Source organism: Pseudomonas sp., from assembly GCF_035497915.1.
In the GTDB taxonomy this organism is placed as follows: Bacteria; Pseudomonadota; Gammaproteobacteria; order Pseudomonadales; family Pseudomonadaceae; genus Serpens.
The window spans coordinates 77,428-97,319 of sequence record NZ_DATJCS010000025.1 but is presented as its reverse complement, the minus strand read 5'-3'; the positions used below and the strand labels follow the sequence as shown (position 1 = coordinate 97,319).

Annotated in this window: 20 protein-coding genes and 1 pseudogene; 10 read left to right on the top strand and 11 right to left on the bottom strand. The window is 69.3% G+C overall.

Translation table 11 applies throughout. From position 1 onward, the window contains the following. Positions 1 to 145: 145 nt before the first annotated feature. Positions 146 to 400, top strand: coding sequence for a YebG family protein (locus VL129_RS08345; RefSeq protein ID WP_325411972.1), 255 nt, complete (start codon positions 146 to 148; stop codon positions 398 to 400). Positions 401 to 597: 197 nt separating this feature from the next. On the opposite strand, the gene VL129_RS08340 is transcribed toward VL129_RS08345, so the two are convergent. From VL129_RS08340 to VL129_RS08325, 4 genes are all read right to left on the bottom strand, one after another. Then, positions 598 to 1,707 (bottom strand): dihydrolipoamide acetyltransferase family protein, encoded by a 1,110-nt coding sequence (locus tag VL129_RS08340; protein WP_325411970.1) that lies wholly within the window; start codon positions 1,705 to 1,707, stop codon positions 598 to 600. Positions 1,708 to 1,719: 12 nt separating this feature from the next. Continuing rightward, positions 1,720 to 2,706 carry an alpha-ketoacid dehydrogenase subunit beta gene (locus VL129_RS08335; protein ID WP_325411968.1) on the bottom strand — a complete coding sequence of 329 codons (987 nt, stop codon included), beginning with the start codon at positions 2,704 to 2,706 and terminating at the stop codon, positions 1,720 to 1,722. Continuing rightward, positions 2,699 to 3,787 carry a pyruvate dehydrogenase (acetyl-transferring) E1 component subunit alpha gene (gene pdhA, locus VL129_RS08330; protein ID WP_325411966.1) on the bottom strand — a complete coding sequence of 363 codons (1,089 nt, stop codon included), beginning with the start codon at positions 3,785 to 3,787 and terminating at the stop codon, positions 2,699 to 2,701. The genes VL129_RS08335 and pdhA overlap by 8 nt, the downstream gene beginning before the upstream one ends. A gap of 95 nt (positions 3,788 to 3,882) precedes the next feature. Next, on the bottom strand, positions 3,883 to 4,902 hold the full coding sequence (locus VL129_RS08325) for a Leu/Phe/Val dehydrogenase (RefSeq protein WP_325411964.1): 1,020 nt from the start codon (positions 4,900 to 4,902) through the stop codon (positions 3,883 to 3,885). Positions 4,903 to 5,022: 120 nt separating this feature from the next. On the opposite strand from VL129_RS08325, the gene VL129_RS08320 reads away from it, so the two are divergent. The 4 genes from VL129_RS08320 (at position 5,023) to VL129_RS08305 (ending at position 8,196) form a co-directional block, all read left to right on the top strand. Then, on the top strand, positions 5,023 to 5,817 hold the full coding sequence (locus VL129_RS08320; protein ID WP_325411962.1) for a transglutaminase family protein: 795 nt from the start codon (positions 5,023 to 5,025) through the stop codon (positions 5,815 to 5,817). Between the two features lie 62 nt (positions 5,818 to 5,879). Further along, positions 5,880 to 6,341 (top strand): multidrug transporter, encoded by a 462-nt coding sequence (locus VL129_RS08315; protein WP_325411960.1) that lies wholly within the window; start codon positions 5,880 to 5,882, stop codon positions 6,339 to 6,341. A 281-nt stretch (positions 6,342 to 6,622) separates the two neighbouring features. After that, positions 6,623 to 6,850 carry a PA4570 family protein gene (locus VL129_RS08310; protein ID WP_325411959.1) on the top strand — a complete coding sequence of 76 codons (228 nt, stop codon included), beginning with the start codon at positions 6,623 to 6,625 and terminating at the stop codon, positions 6,848 to 6,850. A gap of 101 nt (positions 6,851 to 6,951) precedes the next feature. Further along, positions 6,952 to 8,196, top strand: coding sequence for a TIGR03862 family flavoprotein (locus VL129_RS08305; RefSeq protein ID WP_325411957.1), 1,245 nt, complete (start codon positions 6,952 to 6,954; stop codon positions 8,194 to 8,196). Positions 8,197 to 8,429: 233 nt separating this feature from the next. Here VL129_RS08305 and VL129_RS08300 read toward each other — a convergent pair whose 3' ends face one another. Further along, entirely contained in the window at positions 8,430 to 9,758 is a 1,329-nt protein-coding gene (locus VL129_RS08300) for an RNA helicase RhlE1 (protein ID WP_325411955.1), read from the bottom strand. Between the two features lie 37 nt (positions 9,759 to 9,795). Beyond that, positions 9,796 to 10,266: a LabA-like NYN domain-containing protein gene (locus tag VL129_RS08295; protein ID WP_325411953.1), complete on the bottom strand. Its 471-nt coding sequence runs from the start codon at positions 10,264 to 10,266 to the stop codon at positions 9,796 to 9,798. Positions 10,267 to 10,464: 198 nt separating this feature from the next. Here VL129_RS08295 and VL129_RS08290 point away from each other — a divergent pair, with 198 nt between their 5' ends. After that, a complete protein-coding gene (locus VL129_RS08290) occupies positions 10,465 to 11,127 on the top strand; it encodes a hypothetical protein (RefSeq protein WP_325411951.1) in 663 nt (220 codons plus the stop codon). A 6-nt stretch (positions 11,128 to 11,133) separates the two neighbouring features. Here the strand turns inward: VL129_RS08290 and VL129_RS08285 are convergent, their stop codons facing one another. Further along, complete coding sequence (locus VL129_RS08285; protein WP_027591512.1) at positions 11,134 to 11,955, bottom strand: SDR family oxidoreductase; 822 nt, start codon at positions 11,953 to 11,955, stop codon at positions 11,134 to 11,136. 206 nt (positions 11,956 to 12,161) lie between these two features. Continuing rightward, the gene (gene hrpB, locus VL129_RS08280) at positions 12,162 to 14,672 is read right to left on the bottom strand and encodes an ATP-dependent helicase HrpB (protein WP_325411947.1); all 2,511 of its coding nucleotides are present in this window, start codon (positions 14,670 to 14,672) and stop codon (positions 12,162 to 12,164) included. Positions 14,673 to 14,956: 284 nt separating this feature from the next. Between hrpB and VL129_RS08275 the strand changes: the two genes are divergently transcribed. The 4 genes from VL129_RS08275 to VL129_RS08260 all read left to right on the top strand — a co-directional run bounded on the left by VL129_RS08275 (position 14,957) and on the right by VL129_RS08260 (position 17,486). Continuing rightward, positions 14,957 to 15,376 (top strand): polyribonucleotide nucleotidyltransferase, encoded by a 420-nt coding sequence (locus VL129_RS08275; RefSeq protein WP_325411945.1) that lies wholly within the window; start codon positions 14,957 to 14,959, stop codon positions 15,374 to 15,376. A 24-nt stretch (positions 15,377 to 15,400) separates the two neighbouring features. After that, positions 15,401 to 16,294 carry a cation diffusion facilitator family transporter gene (locus tag VL129_RS08270; RefSeq protein WP_325411943.1) on the top strand — a complete coding sequence of 298 codons (894 nt, stop codon included), beginning with the start codon at positions 15,401 to 15,403 and terminating at the stop codon, positions 16,292 to 16,294. A 447-nt stretch (positions 16,295 to 16,741) separates the two neighbouring features. Next, a complete protein-coding gene (locus tag VL129_RS08265) occupies positions 16,742 to 17,221 on the top strand; it encodes an Lrp/AsnC family transcriptional regulator (RefSeq protein WP_325411941.1) in 480 nt (159 codons plus the stop codon). A 52-nt stretch (positions 17,222 to 17,273) separates the two neighbouring features. Beyond that, positions 17,274 to 17,486 (top strand): DUF2788 domain-containing protein, encoded by a 213-nt coding sequence (locus VL129_RS08260; protein WP_325411939.1) that lies wholly within the window; start codon positions 17,274 to 17,276, stop codon positions 17,484 to 17,486. 77 nt (positions 17,487 to 17,563) lie between these two features. Here VL129_RS08260 and VL129_RS08255 read toward each other — a convergent pair whose 3' ends face one another. From VL129_RS08255 to VL129_RS17275, 3 genes and pseudogenes are all read right to left on the bottom strand, one after another. Next, entirely contained in the window at positions 17,564 to 18,133 is a 570-nt protein-coding gene (locus VL129_RS08255; RefSeq protein WP_325412102.1) for a pseudouridine synthase, read from the bottom strand. Between the two features lie 180 nt (positions 18,134 to 18,313). Next, complete coding sequence (locus tag VL129_RS08250) at positions 18,314 to 19,363, bottom strand: methyl-accepting chemotaxis protein (protein WP_475491202.1); 1,050 nt, start codon at positions 19,361 to 19,363, stop codon at positions 18,314 to 18,316. Positions 19,364 to 19,543: 180 nt separating this feature from the next. Then, positions 19,544 to 19,864 (bottom strand): annotated as a pseudogene (locus tag VL129_RS17275) (PAS domain-containing protein); the annotation flags it as partial. Between the last annotated feature and the right edge of the window lie 28 nt (positions 19,865 to 19,892).

Here is a 19,892-nt window from a genome sequence, read left to right as displayed (position 1 = left end):
CTAGACGAAAGTCGAATGCAGGCAGCATGCCATGTCTTTATGCGCAGCAACCAGCATCTTGGGGGTTTGCAGCGTGATGGCAAATCCCTATACTGGATAAACAAACAGTATCCAACCAACCCTTGGAAGAAGGCAGGAGTGATGAATGGCCGTCGAAGTGGTGTACCGCAGCTCGCGCGATCCGGAGCGTCTGTTCATGGATAAGGCCGAAGCCGATCGTTACGACAAGATGCTCGAACTGGCCGAGGCCGTGGCCGAAGCGCTGGAAAAGGGCGTGCCTTCGCTGAGCGACGAGCAGCGCGAGGAAGTGGGCATCTTCCTGGCCCGCAACCGCGAGGTGCTCGCCAAGGCTTTCAAGGGCCCGGTCGATCTTTCCGACCTGAACTTCGACAAGGCCTGACCGGTTCTGCAGAAGGAGCATGGCACCGCCCGCGACACCCCCTCTCTGTCGCGGCCATGTTTTCCTTCTGCAATTTTATTGATGGGCTTGATGCCCACAGCTGACGGTAGGAGCGGCTTCAGCCGCGAGCTTTTCAGGCAGCCTGCATAAAAAGCTTCGCGGCTGAAGCCGCTCCTACAACGGCGTTCGTGCGTGCCTCACGCCTTCTCCAGCTCCGTCACCAGCGCCTTGAGAAAGCGCGCTGCCTCGCCGCCGGTGATCACCCGGTGGTCGAAGGTCAGCGACAGCGGCAGGATCGGGTGCACTTCCACCTCGTTGCCGCCGGCCACCGGCTCGCGGCGAATGCCGCCCGCGCCGAGGATCGCCACCTGCGGCGGCACCACCACCGGACTGGCGTAGCGCCCGAACAGCGTGCCGTAGTTGGACAGGGTGAAGGTCGCGCCCATCATCTCCTGCGGCGGAATCGAACGGGCCTGCACGTCGGCGCGCAGGCGCGCCATGCCGGCCTTGAGGTCTTCCGCCGAACGATTGCCCACGTCGCGCAGCACCGGCACGAACAGCCCGTCCGGCGTGTCCACGGCAATGCCCAGATCGAGCGTCTCATGGCGCTTGAGCAGCAGGCGCTGACCATCGAACCAGCTGTTCACACCCGGTTCGGCGCGCACGGCGGCGGCGATGGCCAGCGCCAGGCGCACCAGCGGATCACGCGGCTCGGCCCAGCGCTGCAGATCGGCGTCACCGAACAGCGTCACCGGCACCACCTCGGCATGTGCGCGAGCCATGTTCAGCGCCATGCTGCGCCGCACGCCGCGTAGCTTCTCGCCGTCGAAAGGCGCCGCACCGCCCTGGGCGGCGGTTTCCACATCGGCGCGGGTAATCAGCCCGTCCGGGCCGCTGCCCTGCAGATCCTCCAGGCGCACCTTGAGCCGGCCGGCCAGCTGGCGCACCGCCGGCGTCGCCCGCGGCGCCAGGTGCTCGCGGGTGGAGGGCGCCGCACCGATGAAGAAGCGGTCGGCCTGCGCCGCTTCGCCGCCGCCTTCCAGACGGCCGACCACCGTGCCGCTGTCCTCCGCCTCGCCCTCGTAGGCCAGCAGTGGCTCGCCGACGTGCAGGATGTCTCCCGGCGCGCCGAAGGTCTTCACCACCACGCCATCGTAGGGCGCGGGAATGTCGACGATGGCCTTGGCGGTTTCCACCGAAACCAGCAGTTGGTCGGCCTTCACGGTATCGCCGGCCTGCACGTGCCATTCGACGATCTCCGCTTCCTGCAGGCCCTCGCCCAGGTCGGGCAACTTGAAATGCTTCATGGTTGTTCTCCCTCAGGCGTAGTCCAGTACCGTCTCGCAGGCGGCGAGGATGTCCTCGACGCCCGGCAGGTAGAGCTGTTCCAGCCGGTACAGCGGCGGCGGAATGTCCGGCGCGGTGACCCGCTGGATCGGCGCGCGCAGGTCGAGCCAGGCGCGCTCGTACAGGCTGGCGGCGATTTCGCCGGCCAGCCCGCCGCTCCTCGGCGCCTCGTGGACGATCACGCAGCGGCCGGTCTTGCGCAGCGAGGCTTCCAGGGTGTCCAGATCCAGCGGCTTGAGGCAGGCGACGTCGATCACCTCGGCCTCGATGCCCTGCTCGGCCAGCGCCGTGGCGGCCTGCAACGTCTCGTGAATGCTGGCGCCCCAGCTGACCAGGGTCAGGTCCTGGCCCTCGCGCAGGGTGAAGCAGCTGTCCAGCGGCAGGCGCTGGCCATCATCTTCGAGCGGCTGCGGGTTCATGCGGTACAGGCGGGTGGGCTCAAGGAAGAGCACCGGGTCGGGGTCGTCGATGGCCGCCAGCAGCAAGCCGTAGGCGCGCGCCGGCGAGGACGGGACCAGCACGCGCAGGCCGGGAATGTGCGCGAACAGCGCCTCGGTGCTTTCGCTGTGGTGCTCCGGGGCGCGGATGCCGGCGCCCATCGGCGTGCGCAGCACCATCGGGCAGGCCAGCCGCCCGCGCGTGCGGTTGCGCAACCGACTGGCGTGGGACACCAGGTGCTCCATGGCCGCGTAGATGAAGCCCATGAACTGGATTTCCACCACCGGTTTGAGGCCCTGGGCGGCCATGCCGATCGCCAGCCCCCCGAGCATGGTTTCCGCCAGCGGCGTGTCGATCACCCGCTTGCGGCCGAAGCGCTCGCGCAGGCCCTGGGTGGCGCGGAACACGCCGCCGTTCACGCCCACGTCCTCGCCGAGCACCACCACGTTCTCGTCATCGGCCATGGCGCGGGCCAGCGCCAGGTTCACCGCTTCCACCAGGCTGTAGGTCTTGTCACTCATGGGCCTGCCCTCCGCGCCGGGCGACGCGCTCGCGCATCTGTTCGCGCTGGTCGGCCAGTTGTGCCGGCCAACGTGCGTAGAGGTGTTCGAACAACTGGTCCGGATCGGGCTCATCGATGCGTTCGAAGCGCTCCATGGCCTGGCGCAACTGCGCCTGGCAGTGCTCGATCAGGTCCTGCTCGCGCTGTTCGTTCCAGTTGCCGCGGCTGGCCAGGAACGCCTGCAGGCGCTTGATCGGTTCGCGCTGCCAGGCGGCGGAGACTTCCTCGTTGGGCCGGTAGCGGCTGGCGTCGTCGGCGGTGGTGTGGTCGCTGAGGCGGTAGCTCAGGCATTCGATCAGCGTCGGCCCCTTGCCCTGGCGGGCACGCTCCAGCGCCGCCTGGATGCGCGTGTACACCGCCAGCACGTCGTTGCCGTCCACCTGCTCGCCGGGGATGCCCGCGCCGATGGCCTTCTGCGCCAGGGTCGGCGCGCCGCACTGCAGGCTGCGCGGCACCGAGATGGCCCACTGGTTGTTGTTGATGATGAACACCACCGGCAACTGCCAGGCACCCGCCACGTTGAGGGCTTCGAGGAAATCGCCCTTGCTGGTGGCGCCGTCGCCGCAGGTGGTGGCCACCGCGCGGTGCTGGTCGCGGATGCGCATCGCCGCCGCCACGCCACAGGCATGCAGCGCCTGGGTGGCGATCGGCACGCAGATCGGGAAATCCTCGCGCGCCAGCGGGTCGGCGAAGGCGCTGCCGCGCTCGTCGCCGCCCCAGTAGAGCAGCACCTCCTCCATGCGCGCGCCGCGCATCAGCTGCACGCCGGTGTCGCGGTAATAGGGCACCAGCACGTCGTCCGGGCGCAGCGCGGCGCCCAGCGCCACGCCGATGGCCTCCTGACCGAGGCCCTGGGCGAAGGTGCCGATCCGGCCGGTGCGCTGCAGCGCCACGGCCTTCTGGTCGAACAGACGGGTCAGCACCATCTGCCGGTACAGGCGTTCCAGCAGTTCAGCATCGTCGGCGCAGGGCGGCAGCGCGGCGCAGGGCCGGCCATCGGGATCCAGAAAACGCGTGAAGGGAATTGCGGGGTCGTGCATGCCAGTCTCCTCGGCGCCTTGTGGGCGCGGTGGGCGGACCGGGGCTTGTGGCCCATCGGTCCGTGAGCGAAACCTGTGTGTTCAACCGCCTGCCATCAGCCGTACAGCAGCTTCTCCGCCTGCTGGTCGGCCACCCGCGCCGGCGAGCGTTTTTCCGCCTGGGCATGGGCATAGATGTCGGTGAGGCGCCGGGGAATCTCCACCATCTGCGCGGTGATGCGCTCCGGCGGCGCGCCTTCGTGCTGCAGGGAAACATAGATCAGCCCGCCGGAATTGATCACGTAATCCGGCGCGTAGAGGATGCCGCGCGCTTCCAGTTCGTCGGCGATGTCGGGGTGGATCAGTTGGTTGTTGGCCGCGCCGGCCACCGCCGCGCAGCGCAGCTGGCCGACGGTGAGGCTATTGAACACGCCGCCCAGTCCGCAGGGCGCGAGGATGTCGCAGGGCGTGGCCAGCAGCGCCTCGCTGAGCACCGGATGGGCGCCGAACTGTTCGACCGCCAGCTGCACCAGGCCGGGGTTGTGATCGCTGACCAGCAACTCGGCGCCAGCCGCGGCCAGCAGTTCGACCAGCGCATAGCCGACATGCCCGAGCCCCTGCACGGCGATGCGCAGGTCTTCCAGGTCATCGCTGCCCAGGCGCGCCAGCGCGGTGGCGCGGATGCCGCTGAACACGCCGAGGGCGGTGTGCGCCGACGGGTCGCCGCCCCGACTGGTGCTGGTCACGTGGGTGGTCTGCCGGGCGACGCAGTCCATGTCGGCGCTGGAGGTGCCGCTGTCCACCGCCGTGATGTAGCGCCCGCCCAGCGACTCCACCATGCGCCCGAAGGCCTCGAACAGCGCGGCGCGGTCGCTCAGGTACGGCGGCCGCATGATCACCGCCTTGCCACCGCCCTGGGCCAGGCCGGCCAGCGCGGCCTTGTAGCTCATGCCCTGGGCCAGGCGCATGGCGTCGCGGATCGCGGCGTCCTCGTCCGCGTAGGTCAGGAAACGGCAACCGCCGAGGGCGGGACCGAGCCGGGTGTTGTGGATGGCGATGACCGCCCGCAGGCCGGTGCGCGGGTCGTGTGCAAGGTGCAGGGCCTCCAGCCGAACGGCTTCCATCTGGGCAAACATGGCATCCCTCCGCCGGGCCTGAATGTGATCGTGTGCAGGCAGTATAGGTCGCGACCGGCGGGCGACTGGACGGGCCGGCGGGGCGCGTCTACAAGAAAAGGGGTCAACCGGAGACCCCGCATGGATGCCCGCCAAGCCTGCCTTTCCTGCCTGCGCCAGGGCACGGACGCCCTGTTCGAGGCCGCACTGTGGATTGCCGCCGAACACGATCCCACGCTGCAGCCTGCCCAGCAGCTCACCACCCTCGACCACCTGCGTCAGCGCATCGCGAGCAGCCTGCCCGCGCTCCCGGCCAGCGAACAGGCGCAACCGCTGCTGCGCCTGCTCAACGCCCTGGACTTCCACGAGGACGCCAGCGGCCCGGACAGCATCCTGGCCCACCGGGTGCTGCAGCGCCGACGTGGCCAACCGCTGATGCTCGGCCTGCTGGCCCTGGAACTGGCCCGACGGCTGGACATCCCGCTGCGCGGCATCAACTTTCCCGGTCGCTTCCTGCTGCGTGTGCCGGGCGCCGACCATCTGCTCGACCCGGCCGGCGGCCGGCGTCTGTACCTGAAGGACTGCCGCGAACTGCTGGAGCGCCGCTACCACGGCCAGCTGAAGCTCAATTCCAGCCACCTGCAGCCCTGCCCTCCCGCCGAACTGCTGCAGCGCATCTCGCGCAGCCTGCGGCATCAGCACCAGAAGGCCGGGCAGTTGCTCGCCGCGCTCAAGGACGCCGACCGGGTGCTGCAGCTCGGCGTGCCGACGGTGGCCGACCACCTGGCCCGCGCGGACCTTTACCAGCGCCTGGAATGCCCGCCCGGCGAGCGCTTCGATCTGCAGCACGCCCTGCTGCTCTGCGAGGACCCGGGCGAGCGCCTGCGCCTGACCGAGCGCCTGCGCGAAGCGCGCTCGCCGGCGGTGGTGCACTGAGTGGTCGACGTGGCCGTCCAGGCCACTAGAATGGCCATTCTCCTGGCCTGGAAGTCTGCCCCATGCTGTTCGGCGTCCTGTTGGTTGTCACCTGGCTGATCCTGCTGATTCGCTACCCGCACAAGGCCCTGCCGGTGTCGCTGGTCGCGCTGCTCGGCATCGGCCTGCTGGCCGGCTGGGTGCTCTGGCAGGAGGCCCGCGACGAAGAACGCCTGACCCGCCTGGAACTGAGCCTCGACTACGCGCCCGATCAGTGTCCGGCCCATCGCCCGCTGCGCGTGACCCTGCGCAACACCAGCAGCCTGCCGCTGCGCGAGCTGACCTGGCGCATCGCCGCCTACCCGCTGGAGGACGACCTCAACCTGACCCGCGCGGATGCCGTGGCGCGCTACCACGGCGCCGCACCGCTGGCCCCCGATGCGCAGTGGCAGGACTGCCTGCCGCTGCCGGCCCTGCGCCCCGGCTACAGCCCCGAGTCGCTGGTGTTTCGCGCCGAACGCCGGCGCGGCCACTTCGCCGACTGAGGCATCAATCGCCGCCATAGAGATTGCCAAGTTCCGCTCGGACGGGTGCGCGGGCACAGTACGCGCCAACGCACACCGATTCCCCCGAGGAGGAACACCATGCACCTGATCGCCCGCCTGCTGACCCCCGCGCAACCGAACCCGAACATGCGCGCCTGCCAGGAACACCCGAACTTCTGGATGTACCCCTGCCAATGAATTGCACCGCAAGAGGCGCTCGCCTCTTGCGTTTTTATTAATACGAATTATTCTCATCTAACCCTTCACCGGAGAGATGAGTCATGACCTATCTGATCGACGCCTGGCTGGATCACCCAAAACCCTACCTTCGCGTGCTGGATCGAGCGACCGGCTCGGTTTGTGTTCGCCTCGAAGGGGAAGAACTGAACGAACTGCGCGAACAGGGTGAGCTGGACCCCGCCGTGCTCACCACCGACAGGCCCGGCGAACTCAAGGAACTGGTGCGCACCCTGTTCCTGTTCAGCTACGCCAAGGCGCTGCGCGCCTGACTAAACACCGCGGCGGCCAAAACTAGGTTTTGACCGCCCTGCGGCGTTGATCCGTCGACAGCGGTAGAATCGCCGCCTTCCCCCAACCCAGTCGCCGTTTCATGCCTCAGCCCTCCTCCCCCATCGTCGTCATTGGCGGCGGCCCCGCCGGCCTGATGGCCGCCGAAGTCCTGGCCCTGGCCGGGCTGCCCGTGGACCTGTACGACGCCATGCCCTCGGTCGGCCGCAAGTTCCTGCTCGCCGGGGTCGGCGGCATGAACATCACCCACTCGGAGGCGCGCGAGGCCTTCCTGTCCCGCTACCGCGAAGCACGCCCGGCGTTGCAGCCGCACATCGAAGCCTTTGACGCCGAGGCGTTGCGCGGCTGGATCCACGGCCTGGGCATCGACACCTTCGTCGGCAGCTCGGGCCGGGTGTTTCCCACCGACATGAAGGCCGCGCCGCTGCTGCGTGCCTGGCTCAAACGCCTGAAAGACGCCGGCGTGCGCATCCACACCCGCAGCCGCTGGCTGGGCTGGAACGAGATCGGACAGTTGCGCACCGCCACGCCGGACGGTGAACAGACCCGCGACGCCGCCGCGGTCATCCTGGCGCTGGGTGGCGGCAGCTGGGCGCGGCTCGGCTCGGACGGCGCCTGGGTGCCGCTGCTGCAACAGCGCGGGATCGCCATCGCGCCGCTGCGCGCCAGCAACTGCGGCTTCGAGGTGGACGGCTGGAGCACGCTGCTGCGCGACAAGCATGCCGGCGCGCCGCTGAAGAACGTCACCCTGGCGCTACCCGGCCAGCCGGCCCGGCGCGGCGAGTTCATCCTCACCGCCACCGGCATCGAGGGCAGCCTGGTGTATGCGCTGTCCGCCGAAATTCGCGGCGTGATCGAGCGGGAGGGCTCCGCGACAGTCCATCTGGACTTGCTGCCCGACCGCACGCTGGAACAGATCGCCATGGCGCTGGCCAAACCGCGCGGCGCGCAGTCGATGGCCAAGCACCTGCATCGCCAGTTGAAGCTCGACGGCGTGAAGGCCGCGCTCTTGCGCGAGCTGACCGAGGCCGCCACCTTCCAGGCGCCGCAGCAACTGGCGCAAGCGATCAAGGCCCTGCCGATCCGCCTGCTGCGCACCCGCCCGCTGGACGAGGCGATCAGCAGCGCCGGTGGCGTGCCGTTTGCCGAACTGGATGAGCGGCTGATGCTGCGCAAGCTGCCCGGGGTGTTCTGCGCCGGGGAAATGCTCGACTGGGAGGCGCCCACCGGCGGCTACCTGCTCACTGCCTGCTTCGCCACGGGCCGCGCGGCGGCGCGGGGGGTGATCGGGTGGTTGGGCGGGTCAGCCGCCGTGCAGGGCGAATAACACTTTTCTTGGCCGCCATCCGACCGCATTGCAACGCCCATTGGCGGTCAGATAAGGCGCCGAGCGCCCTACGTACCGGGACGGTTCGGCGCCGTGGCACTTGTAGGAGCGACTTCAGTCGCGATTGGGGGCCACGGCTATCGCGGCTGAAGCCGCTCCTACAACACCTGCCGGCCATCTTTGCGGTGTCCCGGCGGCCAGACCGCCCTACGACCGATTCGGCTTTTGTCGCCTTACGGCTTCTTGCGCGTCGGCTTGCCGCCGAAGCTCGGCGCCTTGCGGATCGGCCGGGCGTCGGGCTTTTCGCTGGCGTCGAACCAGTTGCCCAGGTGGATCTTGCCCTTGCCGGCCGGCGCGGCCTTGGGTTGCTTGGGCTTCTTGGGTTTCTTCAGCACCAGCCCGCCGAGGGCGGTCTGCGGTACACGGTGGTCGGGAATGAAGTCCGGCTCGTCGTGACGCGGCAGCACCTGGCCGATCAGGTTCTCGATGGCGGCCAGCTGATCGACCTCGTCGGCGCACACCAGCGAGATCGCCTCGCCGGTGGCGCCGGCGCGACCGGTGCGGCCGATGCGGTGCACGTAATCCTCGGCGACGATCGGCAGGTCCAGGTTGACTACCTGCGGCAGGTCGTGGATGTCCAGGCCACGCGCCGCCACGTCGGTGGCGACCAGAATCCGCACCTCGCCAGCCTTGAAGCGCTCCAGGGCGCGCAGGCGCGACGGTTGCGGCTTGTCGCCGTGGATCGAATCGGCGGCACAGCCGGCCGCCTGCAGCTCCTCGACCAGTTGATCGACGCCCTTGCGGGTCTTGGCGAACACCAGCACCTGGCTCCAGCGCTTCTCGGCCAGCAGATGCAGGAACAGCTCGCTCTTGCGCTTCTTGTCCACCGGGATCAGCCACTGCTTGACGCTCTTCGCCGCGGTGTTGCGCGGCGCCACCTCGATGTTCAGCGGGTCGCGCAGCAGCTCGCCAGCCAACTGGCGAATGGCGTCGGAGAAGGTGGCGGAGAACAGCAGGGTCTGGCGTTTCTTCGGCAGCGCGGCGAACAGTTCGTCCAGCTCGCGGGCAAAGCCCAGGTCGAGCATGCGGTCGGCCTCGTCGAGCACCAGCACCTGCAACTGCTCGAAGCGCACGGCGTTCTGGCGGTACAGGTCGAGCAGCCGGCCGGGCGTGGCGACCAGCAGGTCGATGCCCTTGCGCAGCGCCATCATCTGCGGGTTGATGCTCACCCCGCCGTACACCGCGTAGCTGCGCAGCGGCAGGTTCTCGCCGTAGCGCTGCACGCTCTGCTGCACCTGCTCGGCCAGCTCGCGGGTCGGCGTCAGCACCAGGGCGCGCACCGAATTGCTCGCCACCTTCGGGCCTTGCAGGGTCAGCTTCTGCAGCAGCGGCAGGGCGAAACCAGCGGTCTTGCCGGTGCCGGTCTGCGCGGCGGCGAGCAGGTCGCGGCCCTTGAGCACGGCGGGAATCGCTTCCTTCTGCACCGGCGTCGGCGTGCGGTAGTCGAGGGCGTCCAGGGTCCGCAGCAGCGGATCGATCAGGCCGAGGGATGCGAAGGTCATGACGGGCTCGTGGCGCGGTGGAAAAGGCGCGCGGATTCTACAGCAACAGCTCGCCTTCCACTGGCACGAAACGGCCGGCGGCACGGATCAGCGACTGCGCGGTGAGCGCCGGCACGCCGTACACGCAGCTGTCCACGCCGAGGGCGCGCAGGCGGTCGAGCAGCAGGTCGAAATCGCCGTCGCCGGAGGCCAGCACCACCTCGTCCACGCGGCTGGCGGCGTCCAGCACATCGATGGTGATGCCCACGTCCCAGTCGCCCTTGGCCGAACCGTCGCTGCGCTGGATGAATGGTTTGAGCTTCACGGTGAAGCCCAGATTGCGCAGGATCTGCTGGAACTGCTGCTGCTTGGCGTCGCCGCGTTCGATGGCATAGGCATAGGCCTCGACCACTTCGCCGTGCGCCTGCAGCTGGCGCAGGAACACGCCGTAATCGAAGTGCCGGCCATAGGCCTGGCGCACCGTGTAATACAGGTTCTGCACATCGACGAATACGGCAAGTTTCTTCACAGGCATCTCCCGATTGATGCGGCGATTATGCGCCCTGTAGGGCGGACAACCTATTTCTTGGCCGCCGTTACACCGGAACCACGGTTGTGTCCCCAATCGGCGGCCGGAAAAAGCGCCAACCACCCTATGCTCCGCGGGATTTTGTGCCGGAACCCGCGTGAGCTACAGTGTCGCCCCCGTTGTTTGCGGTACGGACCGATGACTGCGCTGACCCTCCTGCGCGACGCCTGGTATTTCTTCCATCGCCACGCCGCGCATCTCGCACTGCTGTGCCTGCCCCTGCTGCTGCTGGAAAGCCTGGCCGCCAACCTGCTGGGGCCCCATCTGGGCGACTGGCAGGGCTCGGCCGATCTGCTCGCCGGGCTGCTGTTCTACCCCATTTACGGCGCCGCGCTGATTCTCTACCTGGACACCCGCAGCCGTGGCCTGACACCCGGCACGGCGGCGCTGCTGGCCATGGCGTTGCGCCTGTGGCCGTCGCTGGCGCTGCTCACCGCGCTGAGCAGCCTGCTGATCCTGCTGGGCGCCTCGCTGTTCATCCTGCCCGGCCTGTGGCTGATGGTGCGCCTGGCCTTCGCCGATTTCCTGGTGGTGCTGCAGGGCTTCACGCCGCTGGCGGCGCTCGGCGACAGCATGGCGCTGACCCGCGGCCAGTTCTGGCGCCTCTTCGTGGTGATGATGGCGGTGATGCTGCCGCTATGGGGACTGGAAGCCTCCGTGTCCGGCCTGCTGGCCGAAGGTGCCCTGCTGCCGCAGGTGCTACTGGAAAGCCTGATCGGCTTCGCCCAGCTGTTCGTCGTCGTGGCGCTGTATCGCGGCTTCATGCTCACCGTCAGCGGGCCGATCACCGACACGCCCTGAGCCGCTTCAGCTGCCCGCCGTGCGCGACAGCACCAGGCGCTGGAACAGGCGCGGAAACCAGCGCGACAACAACTGGCCGCGCCAGCCGACATTGGAAATCACCAGCTGCGTGCGCCGACGCAACGCGCCCTGGAAGATCGCCTCGGCCACGTCCTGCGCCGACGCCACCCGGCCCACCGCCAGGAGCGCCGGAGCGTTCACCGAGCCGTCACCGGCCAGGGCGTTGCGATGCATGTCGGTGGCGGTGAAGCCGGGGCACACCAGCAGCACATTGACGCCGGCCTCGCGCACTTCCTGGCGCAGGGTGTCGAACAGCCCGTGCAGCGCGTGCTTGCTGGCGTTGTAGGCGCTGCGCAGGTGCAGCGGCACGAAGCCGGACAGCGAGCTGAGCACGATGATCTGCCCCCGGCGCGCCAGCAGGCTGGGCAGCGCTGCCTGGGTGCAGTACAGCGCGCCGAAGTAGTTGACCGCCATGATCCGCTCGAACACCGCGCGCGGGGTATCGACGAAGCGACTGCGCCGAGAGATGCCGGCGTTGTTGATGAGCAGGTCGATGCCGCCGCACTGCTCGATCACTTCCTGTATCACGCGGTCCACGGCCTGCGGATCGGACACGTCGCAGACCCGGCCGACGGCGTCGCTGTTCAGGTGTTCGCGCAGGTGCAGCACCAGGCTGTCCAGCTCCTCGCGATGCAGGTCGAGGATCACCGGCCGCGCCCCGGCCTGGGCGAAACGCAGCACCAGCGCCCGGCCGATGCCCGAACAGCCGCCGGTGACCAGCACCACCTTGCGCTCGAATACCTTGCTGGCGAAGACCTTGCGGTACATGGCACGCCACCTCTGCTGTTGGCTTGCCAGCAGCATAGACAAGGGAGGCAACAGCGCGGTCGGCCGGGCTGCCCCCCTTGTGGGGCCGGCTTTATGCCGGCCGACGGGGGTGGGAACGAAGCCCGAGACGGGAACCGACACACCGCTGGCCGGCGTAAAGCCGGCCCTACAGGGTTCGGAGGTCGCACGCCGCTTGGGTAGGAGGCCTAGCGCCGTGGCTTGGCGCGGGCGGTCGGCTCGGCGACCAGCGGGTCGTCCGGCCAGTAGTGCTTGGGATAGCGGCCCTTGAGGTCCTTCTTTACCTCGGCGTAGGTATTGGCCCAGAAGCTGGCCAAGTCCTGGGTCACCTGCACCGGGCGGTGCGCCGGCGACAGCAGGTGCAGCTTGAGGCCCAGCCGGCCGCCGGCGATGCGCGGCGTGGCGGCCAGGCCGAACAGCTCCTGCAGGCGCACCGCCAGCACCGGCGGCGACTCGCTGTAATCGATGCGGATCTGCGAGCCGGACGGCACGGTCAGGCTCTTCGGCGCCAGCTCGTCGAGGCGCTGCGGCAGCGGCCAGGGCAGCCGGTTGTGCAGGATCGACGACAGATCCAGATTGGCGAAATGGCTGAGGCGGCTGACCTTGCCCAGGTACGGCGCCAGCCACTCCTCCAGGCTGGCCAGCAGCGCCGCGTCGGACACCTCCGGCCAGTCGCTGGCGCCGCCCTGCGCCAGGTCCAGGCCGCGCAGCAACAGCACGCGCGCCTGCCACTGGCGCAGCTCCGGGGTCCAGGGCAGCAGCTCCAGGCCCTTGCGGCGCACCAGCTCCACCAGCGCGCGGCTGCGCACCGTCTCGTCCAGCGCGGCCAGCGGCTCGCGACTCAGCACCAGCTCGCCGACCCGGCGCTGGCGTTCGGCGCGCAGCACGCCTTCGCGCTCGTCCCAGTCCAGCACCTCCTGAACGCCGACCTGTTCGGCAAGCACCGAATCGAACAGCGCCGGATCCAGATCGGCGGCCAGGTAGATGCGCTCCTCGCGCTGGCCCTGGCGGCTGCCCAGGTCGGCGATCACCAGCCATTCGTGCTTCATCAGCGCGTCCGGCTCGCCGAACTGCGCGGCGCGACCGTTGGCCAGCCGGTAATCGCCGCCTTCGGCGCGACGCTGGCGGGCGACGCGGTCCGGGTAGGCGAAGGCCAGCAGCGCGCCGAGCCAGCGCGGATGCTCGGGATCGGCCACCGCCTCGCTGGCCGCGCCGCGTAGCTGCTGGCGGTACTGGCGCGCCAGCTGACGGATGCGCTGCAACGCGCCGCGCGACCCGCCGCGCGCCTCGCCGGAGAGCAGCGCCAGGCGGCTGTGCAGGTCGGCGCCGGCGCCGCGCAGGATGTCGCGCTCACCGAGCAGCGCCGCCAGCTCGCAGGCCAGCGCGGTCAGCCCCAGCGCCTGCCCCTTGAGCAGCAGGTGGGCGATGCGTGGATGCGCGGGCAACTCGGCCATCGCCTGGCCGTGGGGCGTCAGCACGCCGCGCGCGTCCAGCGCGCCGAGACGACGCAGCAGCTCGCCCGCCTGGGCGTAGGCGGCGGACGGCGGCGCATCCAGCCAGCCCAGCTCATCCGGCGTCACGCCCCAGCGCGCCAGTTGCAGGGCCAGGCCGGACAGGTCGGCCTGGACGATCTCCGCGCTGTCGTAGGCGTTGAGCTGGTCGTGCTGAGTCTCGCTCCACAACCGGTAGCACACGCCCGGCTCCAGGCGTCCGGCGCGGCCGGCGCGCTGGGTGGCGCTGGCCCGCGAGATACGCTGGGTGGCCAGGCGCGTCATGCCGCTGCCGGGGTCGAAACGCGGCACCCGCGCCAGGCCGGCGTCGATCACCACGCGCACGCCATCGATGGTCAGGCTGGTCTCGGCGATGTTGGTGGCCAGCACCACCTTGCGCGTGCCGGCCGGCGCCGGCTCGATGGCCGCGCGCTGGGCGGACAGGTCCAGTTCGCCGTGCAGCGGGCAGAGCAGGATGTCGTCGCACCGCCCCAGCTGCTCGGCCAGCTGTTCGTGTACGCGACGGATCTCCGCCTGGCCGGGCAGGAACACCAGCAGGCTGCCGGCTTCCTCGTCCAGCGCCTGCAACACGGTCGACACCACGCGCGGCTCGATGAACTCGCCGGGCTGGCTGGGCCGGCCCCAGCGCACGTCCACCGGGAACATGCGCCCTTCGCTGCGCACCACCGGGGCGTCGTCGAGCAGCGCGCTCAGGCGCTCGCCTTCCAGGGTGGCGGACATCACCAGCAGCTTGAGCGGCGTGTCGCGCAGTAACGCGCGGCCGTTCAGGCACAGCGCCAGGGCCAGGTCGGCGTCCAGGCTGCGCTCGTGGAATTCGTCGAAGATCACCAGGCCGACGCCCTCCAGCGCCGGATCGCTCTGCAGGCGCCGGGTGAGGATGCCCTCGGTGACCACCTCGATGCGCGTGCGCGGACCGACCTTGCTGTCCAGGCGGATGCGGTAGCCGACGGTTTCGCCGACCGCCTCGCCCCGTTCGCTGGCCAGCCGTTCGGCGGCGGCGCGGGCGGCCAGCCGGCGCGGCTCCAGCATGAGGATGCTCTGCCCGGCCAGCCAGGGCTCGTCGAGCAGCGCCAGCGGCACGCGGGTGGTCTTGCCGGCGCCGGGCGGCGCTTCCAGCACCGCCTCGTCGCGGCTGGACAACGCGGCGCGCAGCGCGGGCAATACGGCGTCGATGGGCAGGGATTGCATGGGGTGTTTTCCGGGGCAACGCGAAGGGGCGCCAGTATACGGGCGCTTCTCGGTGGCGACGCAGTGCCCGGACTGTGGGAGCGAATTCATTCGCGAGCTTCTGGTTTCGGCCTGCAGCCTGGCCGGCCGCCGAAAAGCTCGCGGACAAGTCCGCTCCCACAATCCCGGCAACCTCCGGCGGCCAGAAAAGCACCGACTGCCCTAGGGATTGTGCGCGGGGCTTCGCGGACAACTGCGCCTTCTGCCGGTCTACTGCGGCACACCCACCCGCAAGGAGAACCGCCATGCGCATCCCGTCCCGCCTGCTCTGCATCGCCCTCGGCGGCGCCCTGCTCACCCAGCTGGCCGCCTGCGGCACGCTGTTCTATCCGGAACGGCGGGGCCAGATCGACGGCAAGCTCGACCCGGTGGTGTTCGCCCTGGATGCTGTCGGGTTGCTGCTGTACATCGTTCCGGGACTGATCGCCCTGGGCATCGACTTCGCCACCGGGGCCATCTACCTGCCCGGCGGCGAGACGTATTCGGTGGCCCCGGAACGGTTGCGCGAGGCGGTGGATGACCGGGGTCAGGTGAATCGCCAGCGCCTGCGTGGCATCATCCGCGAGGCCAGCGGTCAGGACCTGCCCCTCGACCATCCGCAACTGATCGAACAGCGCGGCAGCGAGGCGCATCTTTCCGCCCTCGGCCTGCGCCCTTCCGCCTGACCCTTATGCAAGGAGCCCCGCCGCATGCCGGTACCCGCCCATCACGCCCGCCTGCTGCGCCTGGCCACCGGCGCCGCGCTGGCCACCGCCCTCACCCTGGCACTGACCAAGGCGCTGGCCTGGTGGCTGAGCGGTTCGGTGAGCCTGCTGGCGGGGCTCACCGACTCCCTGCTGGACGGCGCCGCCTCGCTGCTCAACCTGATCGCCGTGCACTACTCGCTGCGTCCGGCCGATGACGACCACCGTTACGGCCACGGCAAGGCGGAAGCCCTGGCCGGCCTCGGCCAGGCGCTGTTCATCGGCGTGAGCGCGGTGCTGGTGGCGATTCATGGTGTGCAGCGCCTGCTCGACCCACAACCGCTGGGCGACACGGGCGCCGGTATTGCGGTGATGCTGTTGTCGATTGTGCTCACCGCCGTGCTGCTGCTGTTCCAGCGCCATGTGGTGCGCACCACCGGCTCCACGGCGATCCATGCCGACTCGCTGCATTACCGCTCCGACCTGCTGCTCAACGCCAGCATCCTGGTCGCGCTGTTGCTGGCCGGCTCCGGCCTGCTCTGGCTGGACGCGGCCTTCGGCATCGGCATTGCCGGCATCATCCTGTGGAGCGCGCTGGGCATCGTGCGCGAGGCGGCGGCGGTGCTGATGGATGAGGAACTGGCGCCGGAACATACCGAGCGCATGCACGCACTGGCCTGCGGCGTACCCGACGTGCTCGGCGCCCATGATCTGCGCAGCCGACGCTCCGGCACCCTGTGGTTCGTGCAGATGCACGTGGAGCTGCCCGCCGAGCTGACGCTGGAGGAGGCCCATGCGCGCTGCGAGGCGGTGAGCGAGGCGATCCGCGCCGAATACCCGCAGAGCGATGTGCTGGTGCATGCCGATCCGTGCCTGGTGCCCGCTCCCCAGCAGGCCTGAGCCCCAGCGCGCGCCTGGCACAACCTTCTGGGGCCGGACTTCGAGAGTGGACTGAGTCCAGCTAGGAAATTCGGCTCCGCTGGCCGGCGTAAAGCCGGCCCTACAGGGTGCGATCCCGACCCTGTCGATAGCCCATAAAAAAGGGGAAGCCAGTCGGCTTCCCCAGTCAATTCTTCATCGCTCCGCTCCCGGCGTGGGTATCGCCGTTGCCTGTCGCCAGCCTGGTTGGGCGGGCGGACCCGGGTGCCGTGCGACGTGGTAAGTCGCCGGCGACGGTGCCTCTGATTGGAGGCGACCGCTGGAGGTTCCGGGCCTTCGAAGTTGGAGCCAGTGTACGCCGCCGGGCGCGACGCAGGATTGCGAAAATTGCGCGACCAACGGCCGCTTGCGCAACGAAGAAGATCAGCTGCATGATTCTGCGCAATCTTTCCCCAGGAAGGCCCGTCCATGAGCACGCTCGACCGCTACGACCTGAACATCCTCGCCGAACTGCAACGCAACGCGCGCATTTCCAACCAGGAGCTGGCCGAACGCATCGGCCTGTCGCCCTCGCCCTGCTCGCGGCGGGTCAAACAACTGGAGGACGAGGGCTACATCGTGCGCCAGGTGGCGCTGCTGGATCGCAAGAAGCTCGGCCTGACGCTGACCGCCTACGTGCTGATCGGCATGGACCGCCACACCCCGGAGCGCTTCGAGCATTTCCAGGAGAAGATCCGCCAGCACCCGGAAGTGGTGGAATGCTGCGTGATCACTGGCATGGAGGCGGACATCCTGCTCAAGGTGGTGGTCGAGGACATGGACCACTACCAGGCCTTCCTGCTCGGCAACCTGACGCGCATCGAGGGGGTGAGCAGCGTGCGCTCGAGCTTCGTGCTCAACCAGGTGATCGCCAGCACCGAGCTGCCGTTGCACCACCTGCGGGGCTGAGACCAACCGGCGTATACTCCGCAGCCCATCGCTCCCCTGACACGAGGCCCCCATGGAAACCGAACAGTTCGAAGCACTGATGATGTACGTGCTGGTAGGCGGACTGATCCTGTTCATGTTCTTCATCATCTGGGACCTGGCCAAGAAGTCCAAGGCCGGTCGCCTGGGCACCGCCATCCTGTTCCTCGGGCTGGGCCTGTGCCTGGTGGCCTTCCTGGCCAAGCCGCTGATCACCTACGTGCTGGAACTGATGCTGGAATCCTGAGGCACCCGCGCCACGGCGCCCCGGTGCGGATCAGCGCAAGCGCCGAAGCGCCGGGCGCCGATGCGCTGGGCACACGCTCAGTCCAGTCGCGCCGGCAGCTCGCGCCATTCGCCGGGCTGCAGACCGCCCAGGCTCCAGGGGCCGATGCGCACGCGCACCAGGCGCAGGGTGGGCAGGCCGACGGCGGCGGTCATGCGCCGCACCTGACGGTTGCGGCCCTCGCGAATCACCAGCTCCAGCCAGGCGGTCGGCACGCTCTTGCGAAAGCGCACCGGCGGGTTGCGCTCCCACAGCGTCGGCGCATCGAGCAGGCGGGCTTCGGCCGGCAGGGTCGGGCCGTCGTTCAGCTCCACGCCGTCGCGCAGCCGCCGCAGCTGTTCTTCATTCGGTTCGCCTTCCACCTGCACCCAGTAGGTCTTGGCCAGCTTGTGCTTCGGGTCGGCGATACGCGCTTGCAGGCGCCCGTCGTTGGTCAGCAGCAGCAGACCCTCGCTGTCACGATCCAGTCGCCCGGCCGGGTAGACGCCGGGCACCGGCACGAAGTCCTTGAGCGTCGCGCGGCCCTGCTCGTCGTTGAACTGGGTGAGCACGTCGAAGGGCTTATTGAGCAGGAGCAGTCGCGGCTCGGCCGGCGGCGCCTTGGCCACCCGGCGCGGCGCGGCACGGCGGGAAACGGGGGGACGGGAAGGACGCGACATGCGCGGGAACCTGCGACAGCACAACGGGGCGCGCAGTGTAACCCGAGTCTGTAGGAGCGGCTTCCGCCGCGAAGCGCTGCGGGCCCCCATCGCGGCTGAAGCCGCTCCTACGAACCCGCCACAGCCGCCTCAGCGCTGGAAGCGTTCCACCAGGGCGTGCATGGCACTCGAGGTTTCGCTGAGCTCGCGGCCGACCTCGGCCGATTGTTCGGCCAGCCCGGCGTTGTGCTCGGCGACCTGGGCAATGGCCGCGATCTGCCGGGCCACCTCCTCGGCGACCTGGGTCTGCTCCTCGGTGGCGGCAGCCATCTGCAGGCCCATGTCGCGGATTTCGCCGACGGCCTGGCGGATGTCCAGCAGCGCCTGCTGACTGGCGACCACCTGGGCCAGACCGGCATTCGCCTCGTCACGCCCCGCGTGGGCTATCCGCACGGCGCCCTCGGCTCCCTCATGCAGGGTCTGCAGGACGGTCTGGATCGCCTCGGTCGCTTCGCGGGTGCGCTGCGACAGCTCGCGCACCTCGCCGGCCACCACAGCGAAACCGCGGCCCTGGTCGCCGGCCCGGGCCGCCTCGATGGCCGCGTTGAGCGCCAGCAGGTTGGTCTGCTCGGAAATCGCCCGGATCATGCCGGCGGCCTGCTCGATGCTGCGGGTTTCCCGGGCCAGCCCCTCCACCGTGTCGCTGATGTCCGCCACGCGCCGGGCCAGGCCGTCGATCTGCGTACGCGCCTTTTCCGCCTCGCCGGCGCCCTGGCCGGCCAGGCTGTCGACCCGGCACGCCTCCTCGGCCGAGCGTTGCACCATGCCCGATACCTCGCCGATCGAGGCTGCCATTTGCCGCACGGCAACCGCCGCCTGGCGCGCCTCATGCCGCTGGGCCTGCAGCGACGCCTCGGTATCGCGGGTCAGCTCACCGCTGCGCCCGGCCAACCCTGCGGCCTGGTCGGCATAGTCCTCCAGACGGCTAAGCAGCGTGCGCAGGCGCGCCTGTTCGCTGACCAGCGCCATGTGCATGCGTGCCGGCCGACCACGCAGGTCGCTGAAGCTGCGCGCCACCAGCTCGCTGTCGAAGGCGCCCTGCATGTTGCGCTGCAGCCGATCCAGCAGCCGCTGCTGCGCGGCATGCTGCCTGAAGTACAGCAACGGCAGGGTCGCCAGCGCCACTCCCAGCCCCAGCACCGGCGACCAGAACGCCGCCAGCAGCGCGGGCAGACCGGCCAGGAACGGCACCGCCCGGCGCAGGGCCACGCCTCGCGAGCGACGCTTGAAACCCTGGGTCGTCACCTCAGCGTAGAGGGCGCTGGCGCGGCGCACCTGATCGGGCTCCGGGCGGATACGAACCGACTCGTAGCCGACCAGCACACCCTCCTGGTGGATCGGCGTCACATAGGCGCAGACCCAATAGAAATCGCCGTTCTTGCAGCGGTTCTTGACGATGCCCATCCAGGGCTGGCCGGCCTTGAGGTGCCGCCACATGTGGCCGAACACCGCTTGCGGCATATCCGGATGGCGCACGATGTTGTGCGGGCTGCCCAGCAGCTCCTCGCGGGAATAGCCGCTGACCCTGACGAATTCATCGTTGCAGTAGGTGATGACGCCACGCGGATCGGTGGCCGAGATCAGGCGCTGCTCGGCGGGGAAAACACATTCGCGGTCCGTGACGAGGGAAGAACGTCCCATGGCGCCAACTCCATTTGGGCAGAAGGGG

Excerpts from the sequence above, each read along its gene's own strand:
- VL129_RS08345 (WP_325411972.1), top strand. The coding sequence starts at position 146 with ATGGCCGTCGAAGTGGTGTACCGCAGCTCGCGCGATCCGGAGCGTCTG.
- VL129_RS08340 (WP_325411970.1), bottom strand. The coding sequence starts at position 1,707 with ATGAAGCATTTCAAGTTGCCCGACCTGGGCGAGGGCCTGCAGGAAGCG.
- VL129_RS08335 (WP_325411968.1), bottom strand. The coding sequence starts at position 2,706 with ATGAGTGACAAGACCTACAGCCTGGTGGAAGCGGTGAACCTGGCGCTG.
- pdhA (WP_325411966.1), bottom strand. The coding sequence starts at position 3,787 with ATGCACGACCCCGCAATTCCCTTCACGCGTTTTCTGGATCCCGATGGC.
- VL129_RS08325 (WP_325411964.1), bottom strand. The coding sequence starts at position 4,902 with ATGTTTGCCCAGATGGAAGCCGTTCGGCTGGAGGCCCTGCACCTTGCA.
- VL129_RS08320 (WP_325411962.1), top strand. The coding sequence starts at position 5,023 with ATGGATGCCCGCCAAGCCTGCCTTTCCTGCCTGCGCCAGGGCACGGAC.
- VL129_RS08315 (WP_325411960.1), top strand. The coding sequence starts at position 5,880 with ATGCTGTTCGGCGTCCTGTTGGTTGTCACCTGGCTGATCCTGCTGATT.
- VL129_RS08310 (WP_325411959.1), top strand. The coding sequence starts at position 6,623 with ATGACCTATCTGATCGACGCCTGGCTGGATCACCCAAAACCCTACCTT.
- VL129_RS08305 (WP_325411957.1), top strand. The coding sequence starts at position 6,952 with ATGCCTCAGCCCTCCTCCCCCATCGTCGTCATTGGCGGCGGCCCCGCC.
- VL129_RS08300 (WP_325411955.1), bottom strand. The coding sequence starts at position 9,758 with ATGACCTTCGCATCCCTCGGCCTGATCGATCCGCTGCTGCGGACCCTG.
- VL129_RS08290 (WP_325411951.1), top strand. The coding sequence starts at position 10,465 with ATGACTGCGCTGACCCTCCTGCGCGACGCCTGGTATTTCTTCCATCGC.
- VL129_RS08285 (WP_027591512.1), bottom strand. The coding sequence starts at position 11,955 with ATGTACCGCAAGGTCTTCGCCAGCAAGGTATTCGAGCGCAAGGTGGTG.
- hrpB (WP_325411947.1), bottom strand. The coding sequence starts at position 14,672 with ATGCAATCCCTGCCCATCGACGCCGTATTGCCCGCGCTGCGCGCCGCG.
- VL129_RS08275 (WP_325411945.1), top strand. The coding sequence starts at position 14,957 with ATGCGCATCCCGTCCCGCCTGCTCTGCATCGCCCTCGGCGGCGCCCTG.
- VL129_RS08270 (WP_325411943.1), top strand. The coding sequence starts at position 15,401 with ATGCCGGTACCCGCCCATCACGCCCGCCTGCTGCGCCTGGCCACCGGC.
- VL129_RS08265 (WP_325411941.1), top strand. The coding sequence starts at position 16,742 with ATGAGCACGCTCGACCGCTACGACCTGAACATCCTCGCCGAACTGCAA.
- VL129_RS08260 (WP_325411939.1), top strand. The coding sequence starts at position 17,274 with ATGGAAACCGAACAGTTCGAAGCACTGATGATGTACGTGCTGGTAGGC.